Consider the following 15,793-nt stretch of genomic DNA (forward strand, 5'->3'; position numbering starts at 1 on the left):
CGACGGTGAGGTCTCCGGGGGAGATCAGCGGCAGGCGGCATGCCGGTTCAGCGCCGTCGAGACGACGTTCATGCGCTCGCCGAGGTCCGCGAGTTCCTGGCGCAGTTGCTTGACCCGGGTACGGAGCTCGGCGGCTTCGGCGGTCAGCGCTACGAAAGTGGCTGTGAGGTCGACGCGGTCCTCATCGATTAGGGACATCGTGTCTCCATGAATTCACGAGGAGTGCGAGCCGTTTCCCTGCTGGAATGGGATAGGCCCGTTGTCACACGGCACGGGTGGCCCTCTCCTTTCGGTGAGGGCCACCCGTAGGAATCACTTCTGCTGTGCGAGCCAGTCGGCGAACTTGGTCTCGGCTCGGTGGGCGTCCGAACCGGGCAGGAGGGTGTCGTCCTCCAGCGGGGCGCCCCAGTACGTCGCCTGCGGGTCCGTGACGATCTTGCGCGGGTCGTTCAGGGCGGTCAGCCCCATGCGGATGAACTCCTCCAGCTGGAACACCTCGGGGCCGCCGACCTCCACCACGCCGCCGACCGGTGCGCCGACCGCCGTGCGGGCGACGGCCTTGGCCACGTCGTCGGAGACGATGGGCTGGATCCTGGCGTCGGGCAGACGCACGGTGTCACCCTCGGTGACCCCGTCGGCGAGTCCCTTCGCGAACTCGAAGAACTGGGTGGCGTGGACGATGGAGTAGGGGTTGCCGGACGCCTTGATCAGGTCTTCCTGGACCTGCTTGGCGCGGAAGTACCCGCTGCCCTGGAGGCGGTCGGTGCCCACCACTGACAGCGCCACGTGATGCGCCACGCCGGCCTCGGTCTCTGCCTTCAGCAGGTTGGTCGTCGAGGTGCGGAAGAACTCCATGACGGCCTCGTCCTCGAACGAGGGCGAGTTCGACACGTCGACCACGACCTGCGCGCCCTGCAGGACCTCGGCCAGTCCCTCCCCCGTCAGCGTGTTGACGCCGGTGTTGGGCGACGCCGCGACCGCCTCGTGCCCGTGCGCGCCGAGCCCGGCGACCACCTTCGAGCCGATGAGCCCGGTTCCACCGATCACTACGACCTTCATGACGGAATTCCTTTCGGGTTTTCCTGATGCCTGTACCAGTAGAGACCAGGCACCCGATCTGTTTGTGACACCTTCTATTCGACGAGTTTTCCCGCGGTCGAGACGTCCTCCATGAGGCGGGAAATCTCGTCGGGGACAGCAGGAATGTTTTCGCGGGTGACGCCCGCCGTCGGGGACCAGACGAGATTCACCTGCAGAGCGGAATCCAGGCCGGGATAATCGCTGCGGTTGTGACAGCCACGGGTCTCGCGGCGCTCCAGTGCCGATTCGAGGGTGGCCCGGGCCGCGAGTGCGGCGGACCTGAGGTCGAAGGCGTGCGCGAGATCCTGGTAGCCGGCGATGTCCGGGTGGATGCCGACGTCCTGCATCCGCTTCTCGATCACCGCGAGTTCCGTCAGCCCCGCACGCAGGCCGTCCTCGTCGCGTACGACACCCGCGTGCTCGGTCATGGTGTTGCGGATGGCGCGTTGCAGGGCACGCACGTTCTCCGGCCCGTCGGCGGCGAGAAGTCCGTCGATCTCCGCGCGGGCCTCCGAGATCGCCGACGCCGACCGCGGCTGCGCCTCCAGGGACTGTGCGTACGCGGCGGCGGCCTGTCCGGTGAGGCGGCCGAACACCAGCAGCTCGATGAGGCTGTTCCCGCCGAGACGGTTGGCGCCGTGCAGCCCGCTCGACGCCTCACCGATGGCGTACAGGCCGCGCACGTCCGTGCTGTGGTCCTCCGGGCGCACCCACACCCCGCCCATCGAGTAGTGCGCGGTGGGCGCGATCTCGATCGGCTCGCGGGTGATGTCCAGCATCTGCAGGTCCAGCAAGGTCTGGTAGACGCGGGGCAGCCGCGTCATGATCGTCCGCCGGGGCAGGTGCGAGACGTCGAGCCAGACACCGCCCTTGGGCGTGCCGCGGCCCTCTTTGATCTCCGTGTAGGCGGCCAGGGCCACGCGGTCGCGGGTGGACAGCTCCATGCGCTCGGGGTCGTAGCGGGCCATGAAGCGTTCGCCGAGCGCGTTGCGCAGGATGCCGCCCTCGCCCCGCGCGGCCTCGCTGACCAGGGTGCCGGCCGCGTTCTCCGGCTCGATGATGCCGGACGGGTGGAACTGCACCAGCTCGGCGTCCCGCAGCCTGGCCCCGGCCTCCACGGCGAGGCGGAAGGAGTCACCCGTGTTCTCGTCGCGCCGTGAGGAGGTGCGCCGCCAGATGCGGGTGTGGCCACCGGCGGCCAGGACGACGGCGTCGGCGTGGATCAAGTAGCGCCTGCCGCTGGTGAGGTCGAAGCCGTAGGCGCCGAACACTGCGCCCTCGTGCACCAGCAGCCGGGTGATGTACACCCCCTCCAGTACCGGGATGTCGAGCTGTTCGGCACGCCTGATCAGCGTGCGCTGGATCTCCAGGCCGGTGTAGTCACCGGCGAAGGCGGTCCGCCGGAACTTGTGCGCGCCGAAGAAGCGCTGCGAGATCCGGCCGTCCTCCTCCCGGGCGAAGGCCATGCCGTAGCGCTCCAGGTCGTCGATGCCCCGGGCGGCGCCCTGGGTGACGATCTCCACGGTGCGCGGGTCGGCGAGGAGGTAGCTCTCCTTCAGGGTGTCGGCGGCATGCTGCTGCCAGCTGTCCTCCGGGTCCATGGTGGCCAGCGCGGCGTTGATGCCGCCGGCCGCCAGTGCCGTATGGGCGTCCTCCTTGGGACGCTTGCCGACGGCGAGGACATCGATGCCGGCCTCGGCCAGTTCGATCGCCGCGCGCAGACCTGCACCGCCGGTGCCGATCACCAGCACCATGGTGGCAAGACGTTGTTCGGTGACAGCCACGGTCCACTCCGATCGCTGGGGTCTTCACCCAGTACGACCGGGCAGTCCGGCGATCTGTGACACCCCTGCCGCGGCTTCAGTCACCCAGCGATGCCACGTAACGTGCCAGTTTCTCCGGGTTCATGACCCACATGGCCCGCTCGATGCCGCGTTCCGAGATGTCGAGGGTCAGCAGGACCACGGCCGTCCCGCCGTCCGAGACGAGGGCGGCCGGTCCGCCGTTGGCCTCGACCCACTCGATCTCCTTGTGCGGCCAGAAGCGCGGGCCGAAGGCGGCGAGGTACCTGGAGACGTGCACCGGGCCGGCGACCGGAATCCGGGACGCGCCGCGCAGCCCGTTCCCGTCGGTGTAGCTGATGACGTCCTCGGTGAGGATGTCCTCCAGCACAGCCAGATCGCCGGTCTGTGCCGCGGTGAGGAACACCTCCATCAGCCGTCGGTGCTCGGTGGCGTCGACGGGCTTGCGGCGCTCCGAGGAGATGCGTTTGCGCGCGCGGCTCACCAGCTGGCGTGTGTTGGTCTCGCTGGTCTCCAGCATGTCCGCGATCTGCCGGTAGGGGTAGTCGAAGGCTTCCCGCAGCACATAGGCGGCGCGTTCCACGGGGTTCAGTCTCTCCAGGAGGAAGAGCACCGCCAGGTCGAGCGCCTCGGCCCGTTCGGCGCCCAACTGCGGATCGGCGCGCGTGTCGATCGGTTCCGGCAGCCAGGGGCCGGTGTACGACTCGCGCCGCACCCTGGCGGACTGGGCCAGGTTGATCGCCAGGCGGGCGGTGACGGTGGCCAGGAACGCCTTCGGCTCACGGACCGCGCCACGGTCGGTGTGCTGCCAGCGCAGCCACGCCTCCTGGAGGACGTCCTCGGCCTCCGCGGTGCTGCCGAGCACGCGGTAGGCGATGCCGAAGAGCCGGGGCCGCACCGCCATGAACACCTTCGTCGCCTCGTCGAGGGAGTCCGTACCGATGAGGAAGTCCGTGCCGTCATGGGAGCCGGAGCCGTCGAGGGGGTCCGTGCCGTCGAGGGAGTCCGTGCCGTCCCTCATACCCATGCGTGCCGCCTTCAGTTCCGACCCGTTCGCGCAAGCGCTCGCCCATGGTACGCAGGCTGGTCACGACCGGGCGGAGCACGTCATGGTCGGGCCAGTCGTACGGCCAGTACGGACGCGTCCGGCCGTTCGGGCAGCGCGAGGAAACCCTCCTCCTCCAGTTCCGCGATCAGCTCCGCACGGGAGGCGGGCCACATCCAGAACGTCTCGTCGTGCCGGCGCAGCACACGTCCGTCACCGCGCACCCAGTAGTCGAACCGCGCCCGGATCCGGTCCTCGTCGGCCCACGTCACCATGCGGCCCCCGTACTCGTGCCGGCCGACCGTCCGGGTCGGCAGCGCATGGGTGGTCCTGTGACGCGGCAGACGGGCCGGTGGCAGCTGGACGAGCAGCACCCCCGAGGGCACGAGTGCCTCGGCGACAGCCGGCCACAGCGCCCGGCGCGACGTCGGATGCAGACAGGCGACGGTGTTGTGGCAAACGGCGACGTCGGCGACCCCGTGCAGCCCCGTCTCGTCGAGCGCCTGCGGGTGCACGGTCACCCGGGTCGTGAACTCCGCGCCCAGGGACGCCAGACGTGTCATCAGCGGGGTGCGCATGGAGCGGGCCGGCTCCACCGCGTGCACGGGAACGCGCGACTCCAGGAGGCTCATCAGCGTGACCCGCCCGGTGCCCGCGCCCACGTCCAGCACACCGACCCGGGCCCTGCGGACGTCGTCACGGTAGAGCGAGCGGACCCGAACCTCGTCCCGCTCCCCCTGCAGGACGTCGTAGAACTCCGCACTGATCGCATACGCGTCCTGATGCTGCCGCCCGGGCGAATCGACCGACGGCGCGTTCACGACGGTCACCCGCGCCATCCGTACCACTCGCGGGCCTGCCCGACCGCCTCCGAGCTGACGGCGCCGACGCGTGCCAGCCGGTCCAGGGCGGCGACGACGATCGACTCGGCGTCCACGCGGAAGTAGCGCCTCACGGCGTCCCGGGTGTCCGACAGCCCGAAACCGTCCGTGCCCAGCGACGAGTAGTCGTGACCGACCCACTGGCTGATCTGGTCGGGTACCTGACGCATCCAGTCGCTGACCGCCAGCACCGGTCCGGGCGCGTCCCCGAGCGCCGCCGTCACATACGGGACTTGTTTCTCGCCCCGCAGCATCGCCCGGTCGGCGTCCAGCGCGTCGCGACGCAGTTCCGTCCAGGAGGTCACCGACCAGACGTCGGCGTGGACGCCCCACTGCGACAGCAGCAACTCCTGGGCGGTCAGCGCCCAGTGGATGGCCGTACCGGAGGCCAGCAGCTGGATCCGCGGTTCCGCACCGGCGGGCTCGGCCGCCTGCCGGAACAGGTAGATGCCCCGCAGGATGCCTTCCTCGACGCCGGGCCCGGCGGGCATCGCCGGCTGCTCCTTGGGTTCGTTGTAGACCGTCAGGTAGTAGAAGACGTCCTCGGGCCGGTCGCCGTACATGCGGCGCAGCCCGTCGCGCACGATCACCGCGATCTCGTACGCGAACGCCGGATCGTAGGACACGGCGGCGGGGTTCGTGGAGGCCAGCAAGTGGGAGTGTCCGTCGGCGTGTTGGAGTCCCTCCCCCGTCATGGTCGTACGGCCCGCCGTGGCCCCGATGACGAAGCCGCGCCCCAACTGGTCGGCGAGCGCCCAGAACTGGTCGCCGGTGCGCTGGAAACCGAACATGGCGTAGAAGATGTAGAACGGGATCATGGGTTCGCCGTGGGTGGCGTACGAGGTCGCGGCGGCGGTGAACTCGGCCATGGAACCGGCTTCGGTGATGCCTTCGTCGATCAACTGGCCGTTCCTGGCCTCCCGGTAGTAGAGCAGCTGGTCCGCGTCCACCGGTTCATAGGTCTGGCCGTCCGCCGAGTAGATCCCGGCCGTCGGGAACAGGGACTCCATGCCGAAGGTGCGGGCCTCGTCCGGGATGATCGGCACCCAGCGCGGTCCCGTCTCCTGGTCGCGCATCAGATCCTTGACCAGGCGGATCAGAGCCATGGTGGTCGCCACCTCCTGAAGGCCGAAGCCCTTCTCCAGGGGCTCGAAGGGGCGGGCCGGCGGCTGCTTCAGGAGTTTCGGGACGACCCTGCGCACCGGGGCCGGGCCGCCCAGCGCCGCCCGCCGCTCACGCAGGTACCGCACCTCCTCCGAGTTCTCGCCCGGATGCCAGTACGGCACCAGATCGCCACTCAACGCACTGTCGGGGATGGGGAGTTCGAGCAGGTCACGCATCTCGCGGAACTGCGCCATCGTCAGTTTCTTCATCTGGTGATTGGCGTTGCGCGACTCGAAGGCCGAGCCGAGCGAGTGGCCCTTCACCGTCTGGGCGAGGACGACCGTCGGCGTGCCCCGGTGCTCGACGGCGGCCCGGTAGGCGGCGTAGACCTTGAGCGGTTCGTGCCCGCCCCGGGAGTTCCGGAACAACTCGGTCAGCAGGGTGTCGCCCAGCCCGGCGGCGAGAGCGGAGAGCGCGTCGCCTGTGAAGAAGTGTTCGCGGATGTACGTGGCGTCCCGGGCGGCATACGTCTGCAGCTGGGCGTCGGGGACCTCGCCGAGGCGCCGGACCAGGGCGCCGGTGGTGTCCTGCCCCAGAACCGGGTCCCAGGCCTCGCCCCAGAGGGACTTGACCACGTTCCAGCCCGCACCCCGGAACCGGGCCTCCAGTTCCTGCACGATCTTGGAGTTCGACCGCACGGGCCCGTCCAGGCGCTGCAGGTTGCAGTTGACGACGAAGGTGAGGTTGTCGAGACGCTCACGGGCGGCGAGCGCCAACGCGGCCGTCGCTTCCGGCTCGTCCGTCTCGCCGTCCCCGAGGAAGGCCCAGACGCGCGACGCGGAGGTGTCCTTGATGCCCCGGGCGTGCAGATACCGGTTGAACCGGGCCTGGTAGACGGCGGCGAGCGGGCCGAGGCCCATGGACACGGTCGGGAACTCCCACAGCCACGGCAGCCGTCGGGGGTGCGGGTAGGAGGGCAGTCCATGGCCGTCCGCCTCCCGCCGGAAACCGTCCAACTGCGCCTCGCTCAGGCGCCCTTCGAGGAACACCCGGGCGTAGATGCCCGGTGAGGCATGCCCCTGGAAGTACAGCTGGTCGCCCGAACCCTCCCCGTCCTTGCCCTGGAAGAAGTGGTGGAACCCGATCTCGTACAGCCAGGCCGCCGACGCGTAGGTGGATATGTGGCCGCCGAGCCCGAAACGGGAGCCGCGGGTCACCATCGCCGCCGCGTTCCACCGGTTCAGGGCGGTGATCCTGGACTCCATGGCGACGTCACCTGGAAAGGCCGGCTGCTCCGATGCCGGGATCGTGTTGATGTAGTCGGAGGTCAGGAGCCCCGGCAGGGACACACCGGACCGGGCCGCGAACTCGTGCACTCGTCGGAGCAGGTAGCCGGCCCGTTCCGGGCCCGCGTTCCGGACCACGGCGTCGAGCGACGCCTGCCATTCGGCGGTCTCCTCGCTGTCCTGGTCGGGTAGTTGGTCGAGCTCACTCATGACTGTTTCCTGTCGGGGCGTTGTGCGGGAAGTCGGTGGGGTGCCGACGGGGTCATCACCGCGCGAGCCACTCGGAGAAGGTCTCGTGCCCCAGGTGGGCGTCCGCCCCGGGCAGCAGCGCCCGCTGCCCGAGCATCGCCCCGAAGAACGGGGTGTGGGCGTCGGAGACCACGGCCCGCAGGTAGCCGCGCGCGGCCAGAAGCTTCGCGGTGAGGTCGTCGAGGCGGTGCTCCTCGGGGCCCGCGACCTCCAGAACACCGAACAGCGGTACTCCCACGGCGACATGGGCGACCGCGGCGGCGACGTCGTCCGTCGACACGGGACGGATCAGGACGGGCGCGACATGGACGACGTCGCCGTACGTCGCCGCGCGCGACATGTACTCCACCGACTCGAAGAACGGTGTGGCACGCACGATGGAGTAGGGCATGGGCGAGCGCCGCACCTGCTCCTCCTGCAGCGCCTTCGCGCGGAAGTAGCCCGCTCGCAGATGCTCGGCCCCCACTATGGACAGGATCACGTGATGTTCGGCGCCCGCCCTCGCCGCGGCCTCCAGCAGGTTGTGGGTCGCCGTGCCGAAGAACTCCAGGCTCTCCAGCTCCCCGCGCGAGGGCGTGTCGGTGACGTCCACGACCACATCGGCGCCACGCATGGCCTCGTCGAGTCCCTTCCCGGTCGTGACGTCGACGCCCTCACCGCGTGACAGGCGCACGACCTCCACACCGTGGTCCCGAAGCCTCGCGACCGTCCTGGAACCGATCAGACCGCTGGCTCCTGCTACGACGACTCGCATTCCGGGCCCCTTCCGTCGAGGGGTCGGTGACCCCGCTGATCGCTTCGTGAGGTGACGGTGATGTCGGTCCCCCACACCAGCTAGGACAGGACTCGCACCAATGTTGTGACACTGATGTGGCCGTGAGTGTCACAGATTCACCCGGAGCCCGGTCATCACTGGAGACGGTCATGGCAGCCATGACCGGGTGCAGACCCGAGGGAGGCCGACACATGTCGGACAAGGACTCAGCGCAGGGGACCGGAGTACAGACCCGGCCGGAGGGATGGAAGACGGCGGCGAAGATGCTGCAGGACACCGCTCCGCTCACCGTCCCGGAGGGCGCTTCGGCGATGACCATCTGCGTCGAGTGGGAGCCGGGCGACCCGGGATCCCCGCCGCACCGCCACTCGGGACCGGCGTTCGGCTACGTCCTGGAGGGCGCCGTCCGTTTCGAGATGGAAGGCGAGCCCGAGCGCGTGATCGAGGCGGGCGGGACGTTCTGGGAGCCGGGCGGCGACCCGATCCACTACCAGGACGGCAACGCGCTGCCCGACGCGCGCACCCGGTTCGTCGTGACGATGCTGTGCGCACCGGGCAAGCCCATGCTCGAACTCGTCGAGGAGGAGGAACTGGCCCGGCGGGCCCATCTCCGCGCCCCACGGCCCACCGGCTGACCGCCGGACGGTTGCGCAGGGACTCGTCCGCTCCGTGGGAGGGCGTGGTGAGGCATGAGCGCCAGTGATGTCGTGCACGGCATGCTGACAGCACTGTTCGCGGCCGCGGCCGTTCACTCGCTGCGACAGGCCGTGCTGACACGAGGCGCCGGATGGCGCGGCCGAGGCGACGGTCTCTTGCACACCGTCATGGCGGCGGCCATGACGGTGATGCCGTGGCACGGCATGAGCGAAGGGCCGGTGCCGGGGCGGACGGCCTTCTTCTTCGCCGTCGGGGCCCTGTGGTTCCCGCTGACCGCGGTTCGCGGCCCGCGTGGCCCCGGATCGGCCGACCTCGTGCGCAGGTCGCCACACGCGGTCGGCATGGCCGCCATGGCATGGATGCCGGTGCGGCACGGCGACGTCACGGACGCACAGACCGGCGACCTGGTCACCGCTGTGCTGACGCTCTGTCTGCTGGCCTACGCTCTCCGGTCGTTGACCCAGGACATGCCCACGCTGCGTGGGGCTCCGGGCAGCGTGGCCGTCCCCACGGACCTCGGCGGGCCCTACGACCGCTTCTGGCAGGGATCGACGGCCATGGGCACGGCCCTCATGCTGCTCATGCACCACTGACATGTGGCACCGGGCAACCATGTTGTCCCGAAGCCGGAGCCCAACGGTGTCACACATCGTGTGGCAGCCCGGTCCCAGTGGGAGAACCAGTCCGATTCCGTGTCCATGGCGAAAAAGGTGGATCATGAGGGGAAACCCGGGAAACCCCACAGCGGCAGGTCTGGGCAGCCTTCCGCGTCCCGTGGCCGTGGTGGTGGGCGCCGGTGGCGTGCTCGGAGCGGCGCACATCGGAGCCGGGTACGCGCTGGAACGCCACGGATTCGTCCCGGACATGATCATCGGAACCTCGGTGGGTGCCCTCAACGGGGCCATCGCGGCCGCCCACCCCCGCAGGGCCGCACCGTGGCTGGACCACGTGTGGACCCAACTGCGGCGCCGTGACGTGTATCCGCTCGGCTACCTGACCTCACGGACCAGCGTCTTCACCGACCGCGGCCTGCGCCGACTGATCGCCAGGGCCGGGCTGCCCTCGCGGATCGAGGAGTTGCCGGTCCCATTCATCGCGGTGGCCACCGACCTCGTCACCGGTGCTCCGGTACTGCTCGACCGGGGAGACCTCCAGTCCGCGCTGCTGGCCAGCGCGGCCATCCCCGGGATGCTGCCCCCGGTGGTCCGCGCGGGCCGGACGCTCGTCGACGGCGGCCTGATCGCCTATGTCCCGGTACTGGCGGCCCTGCAGGCCGGGGCGGCCAGCGTGGTCGTGGTGGCGACCGGGCCGGAGAGCTCGCCGTTGCGCCCCACCGTTGTGCGCCGACGTGCCGGAGCGATCGCCGCCAGGGCCGGGGTGCTGCTGTTTCACCATCAGATCGAGCGCGATCTGCACGAGGTCTCCCGGCACATCCCGACCGTCGTACTGCCGACCGGCGTCGAAGCCTGGCCCGCACCGTGGGACTTCGGCCAGACCCAGAGGCTGATCAGCACAACCTGCCTCACGGCGGAGCGCTTTCTGGACGGGCTGCACATCAACGGCCCGGGGCTGTACCGGGTCGACGACGCCTCGGCGCCTTCGGGAATCCGGGGCGAGACATCCATTTCTTCCACTGCGGAGGCCGGCCTGTGAGCACCATCGCGTTCCTCAGCATCGGCATGCACGGACACATCAATCCGACGCTTCCGGTCGTCGCCGAACTCGTCCGGCGCGGCCACGCCGTCAGCTACCACACGTCGCCCGCGTTCCGTGAGGAGATCGAGGCGGCCGGGGCGACCGTCCACTTGTACCCCGGGGGCGACCAGCCGCTCCCCGATCCGCCTACGCCGGTCAGCTGGATGGAGTCCCTCGCGAGCACCGCCGTCCAGTTGCTGCCCCCGGTACTCACCGACCTGCGCCGCGACCGGCCCGACCTGATCGTCCACGACAGCGCCTGTCTGTGGGGTGCGGTGGCCGCCCGCGAACTCGGGGTGCCGGCAGCCTCCTCGTTCACCACCTTCGCCCTCGACCGGCATGTCCCGAGCCCTACCCGGGGCTCCTGGGACCTGCTGACCGCGGCGACGGCTCAACCTCGCAGTGTCCGGGGCTACTTGCGGTCCCGCTGGGCGCTGCACCGCCGCTTCGACGCACGCGGGTTGCCCCTGCTCGACCTGGCGAACATCCGCCAGCCGCTCAACCTGGTCTACACCTCACGGGCGTTCCAGCCTGCCGTCGAGAGCTTCGACGAGTCCTACCGGTTCGTCGGACCGAGCATCGGCGCCCGGCCGCCCGACCCTTCGTTCCCGGCCGACCGGCTGCGGGACCCGGTGCTGTTCGCCTCGCTGGGCACGGTGTTCAACGCCGACCCCCAGTTGCTGCGCAGCCTCGCCACCGGGCTCGCCCCGCTGGGCGGCACAGTGATCCTCTCCACCGGGCAGACCGCCCCCGAGGCTCTGGGGCCGCTGCCGGCCAACGTGCTCGCCCGCCGCTTCGTGCCCCAGCCGGAGGTGCTGGCCCGTGCGGCGCTGTTCGTCACCCACGGCGGGATGAACAGCGTCAACGAGGCCATGTACGCCGGGGTTCCGCTGCTGGTGGTCCCCCAGGGTGCCGACCAGCCGATGGTGGCCCGGCGCGTCGTCGAGCTCGGCGCCGGCCTGTCGATCCGTACCCAGGACGTCGCGCGGGGCTCGGTGCGTGTCCTCGCCCAGCGACTGCTCGACGACCCCCGGTTCCGGGCAGCGGCACGAACCCTGCGGACCGCCCAGCGTGAGGCGGGGGGATACGAGCGCGCCGCCGACGAACTCGAACGGTATCTGCACGCGACCGACCCGAGCGGTCAGCCGTCTGCGTCGGTGCGACACAGCGAGGCCGAGTGATGTCCCCCACCGTGGTTGTCCTGTTGCTGTTCGCCGGGCTGTCGGAGGCCGCTGGGCGCATCCTGCCGCTCGTAGCGCGTCGGCCTGGTATGTCGAGGAGTCTCGTGGCCGGGTTGCTGCTGCCCGCGGGCCTGGTCGAGGGGGCGGTGTTCGCACTGTGGCCGCTGACCGCGTGGACCATGACCGAGTTGGTGCCGTCCCCTCCCGCGCCGGGCACGGGCCTGGTGTGGACACCGGGCATGGCCGCCCCGCTGCTGCTCGCCGCCGTCCTCGCGTTCCCGTTGCTCGGACCTCTGCTCCACTTCCTGCTCTTCGTCGGGGTCGGGGCAGGTCTGGTCGGTCCGCTCGCCGCGGCCAGCGGGCTGGGCTGGTGGAGCGCCGCCGGTTGCGTGGCCGTCGCCGGGGCCGGGCTCGGTCTCGCGGTGGAGACCGTCCGGCGGCTCGTCGTGAGGATCAGCGCGACCCGAGCACAGGAGTCGACGGCATGAACGGGTTCTTGCTCTGGGCCTGCCTGGTCGGGCCCGCTCTGCTGGCCGAAGCGCTGTTGGCCCGCTATGAGGTGCTGGCGTACGGCGCCGGCTGGCGGGTCCCTGGAACCGAGCTCCCGGCAGGTGTTCCCTACGCCCGGGGTGCGGCCGCCGACAGTCCCCCGGGCGCCTACCTGGTCTACCTCGACGGAATCGGCAAACGCCGCGTACGGGACAGCCGGGACGGCGGCCAACTCGTCGAGGCCCTGATCGCCGGAGCGCCGGAGCTGCGGGTCCTGGGACAGGTGCAGCCCTATTCACCGCTGGCAGACCCACTCGCCGACCGGCCGGTGTGGGCGTGGCTGCGCCGCCACTTCGGGCTGCTGCTGTTCCTGCACAACGTCGTGCAGACCTTTGTGGCAGCCGACCATCGCTACCGGCCCCTGTACAACCGGGCCGTCGGCTCCCAGATCGCCACCCAGCTCCGGCTCGCCGGCTACCGGCCCGGCAGCGGTACGCCGGTGGTGCTGCTCAGCTACAGCGGCGGCGCCCAGGTCGCCACGGGCGCGGCCGACGAACTGCACACCCAACTGCGCTGCCCGCTCCTGCTGATCACGCTCGGTGGGTTCCACAACGGAGCCAACGACCTCACCCATGCCGAGCACCTGCACCAACTCACCAGCGCGAACGACCGGATCGAGCAGATCGGCGCCTGGATCTTCCCTCAGCGCTGGCGGCTCCTGCCTCGTAGCGGATGGAATCAGGCCGTTCGCGCGGGGAAGGTCACCGTGCACCGGCTCGACCCGGCCACTCACTTCGGTCCGCAGAGCTACATCAGTCCCACGGCTCAACTGCCCGACGGCCGCAGCCACCTCGACCGCACCGCCGACACGGTGATCGCGCTCATCCGCGCCCACCACGAATCCACCCTCACTCGCCGTCCGTGACACCACATACCTCGCTGCGGACGATCCGCCGGAATCTGTGTTGCGGCGTGCCGTCGGCCGGGACGGTCTTGGCCACATGTGGCCAACGTGAAGCAGGTCGCGGCCGTGCGCCGCCGTTACGACGAACGCACCGATGAGGGGCCCTGATCCGCAGCGGCAAAGCCGCCCGGCCCGGCCGCTGCCAGGAGTGCCTCGGCCGTCGCCGCGTCGGCCGGCAGGAACGCCTCCAGCTTCAGCTCGGCAAGGGTGACGTCGACGGCCGTGGCGAAGGTGGTCACGGTCGTCATCAGGCGCAGCTCACCGTACGAGGACTGCAGGCGGAGCGGAACGGCGAAACCGAGCAGCCCGGCGGACGGATCCAGGTGGGGAACGTACCCCGTGAGCTCGGCGCGCAGCTTTTCCAGGTGCCCGAGGCGGGCCAGAATGTGGCGGGACCATTCGGCGAGGTTGCGGATGCGGGGAGCCAAGCCGTCGGGATGCAGCGCGAGACGGTAGATGTTCGTGCCGGGACCGACCAGCTCGGAGGCTGCCCCCTCCGTGATCAGGTCGAATGCGGTGTTCGCGGCGATCAGGTCACCGCCGTGGTCCACCACCAGCGCCGGATAGGGCAGATGCCCACGGAGGATGTGCTCGATCGCCGTGCGCGCGGGAGCCAGAACCGGATCGTCGAGCGTGCTCTCGGGGTAGGCGGGCGCATACCCCGCGGCGAGCAGCAGTTCGTTGCGCTCCCGCAGCGGCAGTTCCAGTGACTCGGCCAGACGTACGACCATGTTCCGGCCGGGGACGGACCTGCCCGATTCGATGAAGCTGAGATGGCGCTGCGTGGTGCCCGCCCGGAGTGCCAGGTCGAGCTGACTGAGATGTCGGCGGGTACGACGTTCGCGAAGCACATGAGGGAAGTCCACGGGCCTGTTGTAACGGCGCGGGTGGGTCCCGGGCCATTCCCCGCGGGGAATTGTCGCCACCCGCACCGCCCGTGACCATCACCGACATGGACATCGGTGTACTGCTTCCGACCGGAACCGCCCTGTGGGGCGCGGCCGACGACCCTCGCGAGCTGATCGCCTTCGGCCGCCGGGCCGAACGCCTCGGCTTCTGCTCGCTCTTCGTCAACGACTCCCTGCTCAGCCCCCGCATCGAGGCACTCACGATGCTGGCCGCGCTCGCCCCGGTGACCGAGACCGTGACGCTGGGTACGGCTGCACTGATGCCGTTCCTGCGTCGGCCGATCCAGGCCGCACAGTCACTCGGGTCGATCGACCTGCTGTCCGGTGGCCGGCTCATCGTGACGGTCGGCGCCGGTTTCCCCGGCCGCTTCGGGCGGCCGCTGTACGCGCTGTCCGAGCTGCCCTGGGAAAAACGCTTCGCCCGCCTGGACGAGACCGTGGATCTGTGGCGGGCGCTGTGGGACGGCGCCGACTCCTTCCACGGCGAGATCCTTCGCTTCGACGCCATTCCGCCCACGACCAGGCCGTCCCGAGTCGGCGGCCCTCCCATCTGGCTCGGCGGCGCGACCCCGGCAGCGCAGGCCCGCACCGGCCGGAAGTACGACGGTTGGCTGCCCTACCCGCCGGACCCCGCCGACTACGCGTCCGGCCTTCGCAATGTCCGCCGAGCGGCGGCCGAAGCCGGGCGCGCAGCCCAGGACGTCACCCCCGCACTGTTCGTTTCCGTACGGATCGACGACGACATCGAGAGCGGCCGTCGAGCACTGGAGGCCTACGCACAGGCCACCTATGGCATGCCGTTGGAGGAACTGGAGCGGACCCAGGCCGTCGTCACCGGCACAGCCGACCAAGTGCTCCGGCGCCTGGAGCAGTACGTCGCCGTGGGCGTCCGGCACATCGTCGTTCGGCTCGGCGCCCTGGACCTGCGCTCCCAGCATCACCAACTCGAGCGGCTCGCGGACCTGATCCCCGCTGTCCTGAAGGCACCGGATCACATCGCCGCATCGGAGGGCTCATGAACGGATTCCGGTCGGTGACCCGCCTCTGACCAGGCAGGACGGTCGTATCAGGTGAGGGTGGGGAGATCCGGGGAAGAAGATGCGGCAGCCGACAGGAGGTTGCTGTGGAGGGTGGAGATCTTGAACTGGGCGAGTTGCTGGCCGCCGCGGAAGCGGCCCCGCCCGGTGAGTCCGTCGACGTGGTGGCACGCGACCTGCACAAGCGCTTCGGCGCGGAACGGGTGTCCTTCCTCTTCGTCGACCTCATCGGCCGCCGCCTGGTACGGCTGACCGCGATCGGCGACACCACCGACGGCGACGGCGACGGCGGGCCGGTCGACCTGGAGGGCAGCATCCACGAACAGGTCCTGCGCAGCCAGCGCCAGCATGTGGAACCCGACGGCCAGGGCGGCCGGAGGGTCATCACCCCGGTCACCAACCGCGGCGACTGCCTGGGCGTCCTGGAAGTGACCTTGCAGTCCGCCGACGACACCGTGCTGCGCCAGGTGCAGCAAGCGGCCCACGCGCTGGCCTACATCATCGTCACCGACGGACGCTTCACCGACCTCTACCACCTGGGCCGACGCACCACCAAGACCAGCCTGGCCGCCGAGATCCAGCACCAGCTGCTGCCCTCCTCACCATGCTGCGAGGCCACCCAGTTCACCCTGGCCGCAGG

Annotated in this window: 15 protein-coding genes and 1 pseudogene; 8 read left to right on the forward strand and 8 right to left on the reverse strand. The window is 70.2% G+C overall.

All coding sequences use genetic code 11. The features are described from left to right. Positions 1-24: 24 nt before the first annotated feature. From ACZ48Z_RS07480 to ACZ48Z_RS07510, 7 genes are all read right to left on the reverse strand, one after another. On the reverse strand, positions 25-198 hold the full coding sequence (locus tag ACZ48Z_RS07480; protein ID WP_468734847.1) for a hypothetical protein: 174 nt from the start codon (positions 196-198) through the stop codon (positions 25-27). 114 nt (positions 199-312) lie between these two features. Next, positions 313-1,059, reverse strand: a complete 747-nt coding sequence (locus ACZ48Z_RS07485) for an SDR family oxidoreductase (RefSeq protein WP_468734848.1) — start codon at positions 1,057-1,059, stop codon at positions 313-315. A 74-nt stretch (positions 1,060-1,133) separates the two neighbouring features. Continuing rightward, positions 1,134-2,834 carry an FAD-dependent oxidoreductase gene (locus ACZ48Z_RS07490; protein WP_468734875.1) on the reverse strand — a complete coding sequence of 567 codons (1,701 nt, stop codon included), beginning with the start codon at positions 2,832-2,834 and terminating at the stop codon, positions 1,134-1,136. Positions 2,835-2,940: 106 nt separating this feature from the next. Further along, a complete protein-coding gene (locus ACZ48Z_RS07495) occupies positions 2,941-3,909 on the reverse strand; it encodes an RNA polymerase sigma-70 factor (RefSeq protein WP_468734849.1) in 969 nt (322 codons plus the stop codon). Between the two features lie 80 nt (positions 3,910-3,989). Next, on the reverse strand, positions 3,990-4,757 hold the full coding sequence (locus ACZ48Z_RS07500) for a methyltransferase (protein WP_468734850.1): 768 nt from the start codon (positions 4,755-4,757) through the stop codon (positions 3,990-3,992). Further along, positions 4,754-7,408 (reverse strand): pyruvate dehydrogenase (acetyl-transferring), homodimeric type, encoded by a 2,655-nt coding sequence (aceE, locus tag ACZ48Z_RS07505; RefSeq protein WP_468734851.1) that lies wholly within the window; start codon positions 7,406-7,408, stop codon positions 4,754-4,756. Before aceE ends, ACZ48Z_RS07500 begins: the two co-directional genes overlap by 4 nt. A gap of 55 nt (positions 7,409-7,463) precedes the next feature. Further along, on the reverse strand, positions 7,464-8,201 hold the full coding sequence (locus ACZ48Z_RS07510; RefSeq protein ID WP_468734852.1) for an SDR family oxidoreductase: 738 nt from the start codon (positions 8,199-8,201) through the stop codon (positions 7,464-7,466). A gap of 212 nt (positions 8,202-8,413) precedes the next feature. Between ACZ48Z_RS07510 and ACZ48Z_RS07515 the strand changes: the two genes are divergently transcribed. The 6 genes from ACZ48Z_RS07515 to ACZ48Z_RS07540 all read left to right on the forward strand — a co-directional run bounded on the left by ACZ48Z_RS07515 (position 8,414) and on the right by ACZ48Z_RS07540 (position 13,169). After that, positions 8,414-8,857, forward strand: a complete 444-nt coding sequence (locus ACZ48Z_RS07515) for a cupin domain-containing protein (protein ID WP_468734853.1) — start codon at positions 8,414-8,416, stop codon at positions 8,855-8,857. Positions 8,858-8,911: 54 nt separating this feature from the next. Beyond that, positions 8,912-9,472, forward strand: coding sequence for a DUF5134 domain-containing protein (locus ACZ48Z_RS07520; protein WP_468734854.1), 561 nt, complete (start codon positions 8,912-8,914; stop codon positions 9,470-9,472). A gap of 124 nt (positions 9,473-9,596) precedes the next feature. Further along, complete coding sequence (locus ACZ48Z_RS07525) at positions 9,597-10,532, forward strand: patatin-like phospholipase family protein (protein ID WP_468734855.1); 936 nt, start codon at positions 9,597-9,599, stop codon at positions 10,530-10,532. Next, positions 10,529-11,755, forward strand: coding sequence for a macrolide family glycosyltransferase (locus tag ACZ48Z_RS07530; RefSeq protein WP_468734856.1), 1,227 nt, complete (start codon positions 10,529-10,531; stop codon positions 11,753-11,755). The genes ACZ48Z_RS07525 and ACZ48Z_RS07530 overlap by 4 nt, the downstream gene beginning before the upstream one ends. Positions 11,756-11,859: 104 nt before the next feature. Further along, the gene (locus tag ACZ48Z_RS07535) at positions 11,860-12,243 is read left to right on the forward strand and encodes a hypothetical protein (protein ID WP_468734857.1); all 384 of its coding nucleotides are present in this window, start codon (positions 11,860-11,862) and stop codon (positions 12,241-12,243) included. Next, a complete protein-coding gene (locus ACZ48Z_RS07540; RefSeq protein ID WP_468734858.1) occupies positions 12,240-13,169 on the forward strand; it encodes a hypothetical protein in 930 nt (309 codons plus the stop codon). The genes ACZ48Z_RS07535 and ACZ48Z_RS07540 overlap by 4 nt, the downstream gene beginning before the upstream one ends. A gap of 116 nt (positions 13,170-13,285) precedes the next feature. Here ACZ48Z_RS07540 and ACZ48Z_RS07545 read toward each other — a convergent pair whose 3' ends face one another. Next, on the reverse strand, positions 13,286-14,074 hold the full coding sequence (locus tag ACZ48Z_RS07545; RefSeq protein ID WP_468734859.1) for a helix-turn-helix domain-containing protein: 789 nt from the start codon (positions 14,072-14,074) through the stop codon (positions 13,286-13,288). Positions 14,075-14,160: 86 nt separating this feature from the next. On the opposite strand from ACZ48Z_RS07545, the gene ACZ48Z_RS07550 reads away from it, so the two are divergent. Beyond that, a complete protein-coding gene (locus ACZ48Z_RS07550; RefSeq protein ID WP_468734860.1) occupies positions 14,161-15,135 on the forward strand; it encodes an LLM class flavin-dependent oxidoreductase in 975 nt (324 codons plus the stop codon). A gap of 104 nt (positions 15,136-15,239) precedes the next feature. Next, positions 15,240-15,793: pseudogene (locus ACZ48Z_RS07555) on the forward strand (serine/threonine-protein phosphatase); the annotation flags it as partial.

The organism is Streptomyces sp. NPDC031225 (genome assembly GCF_055570355.1).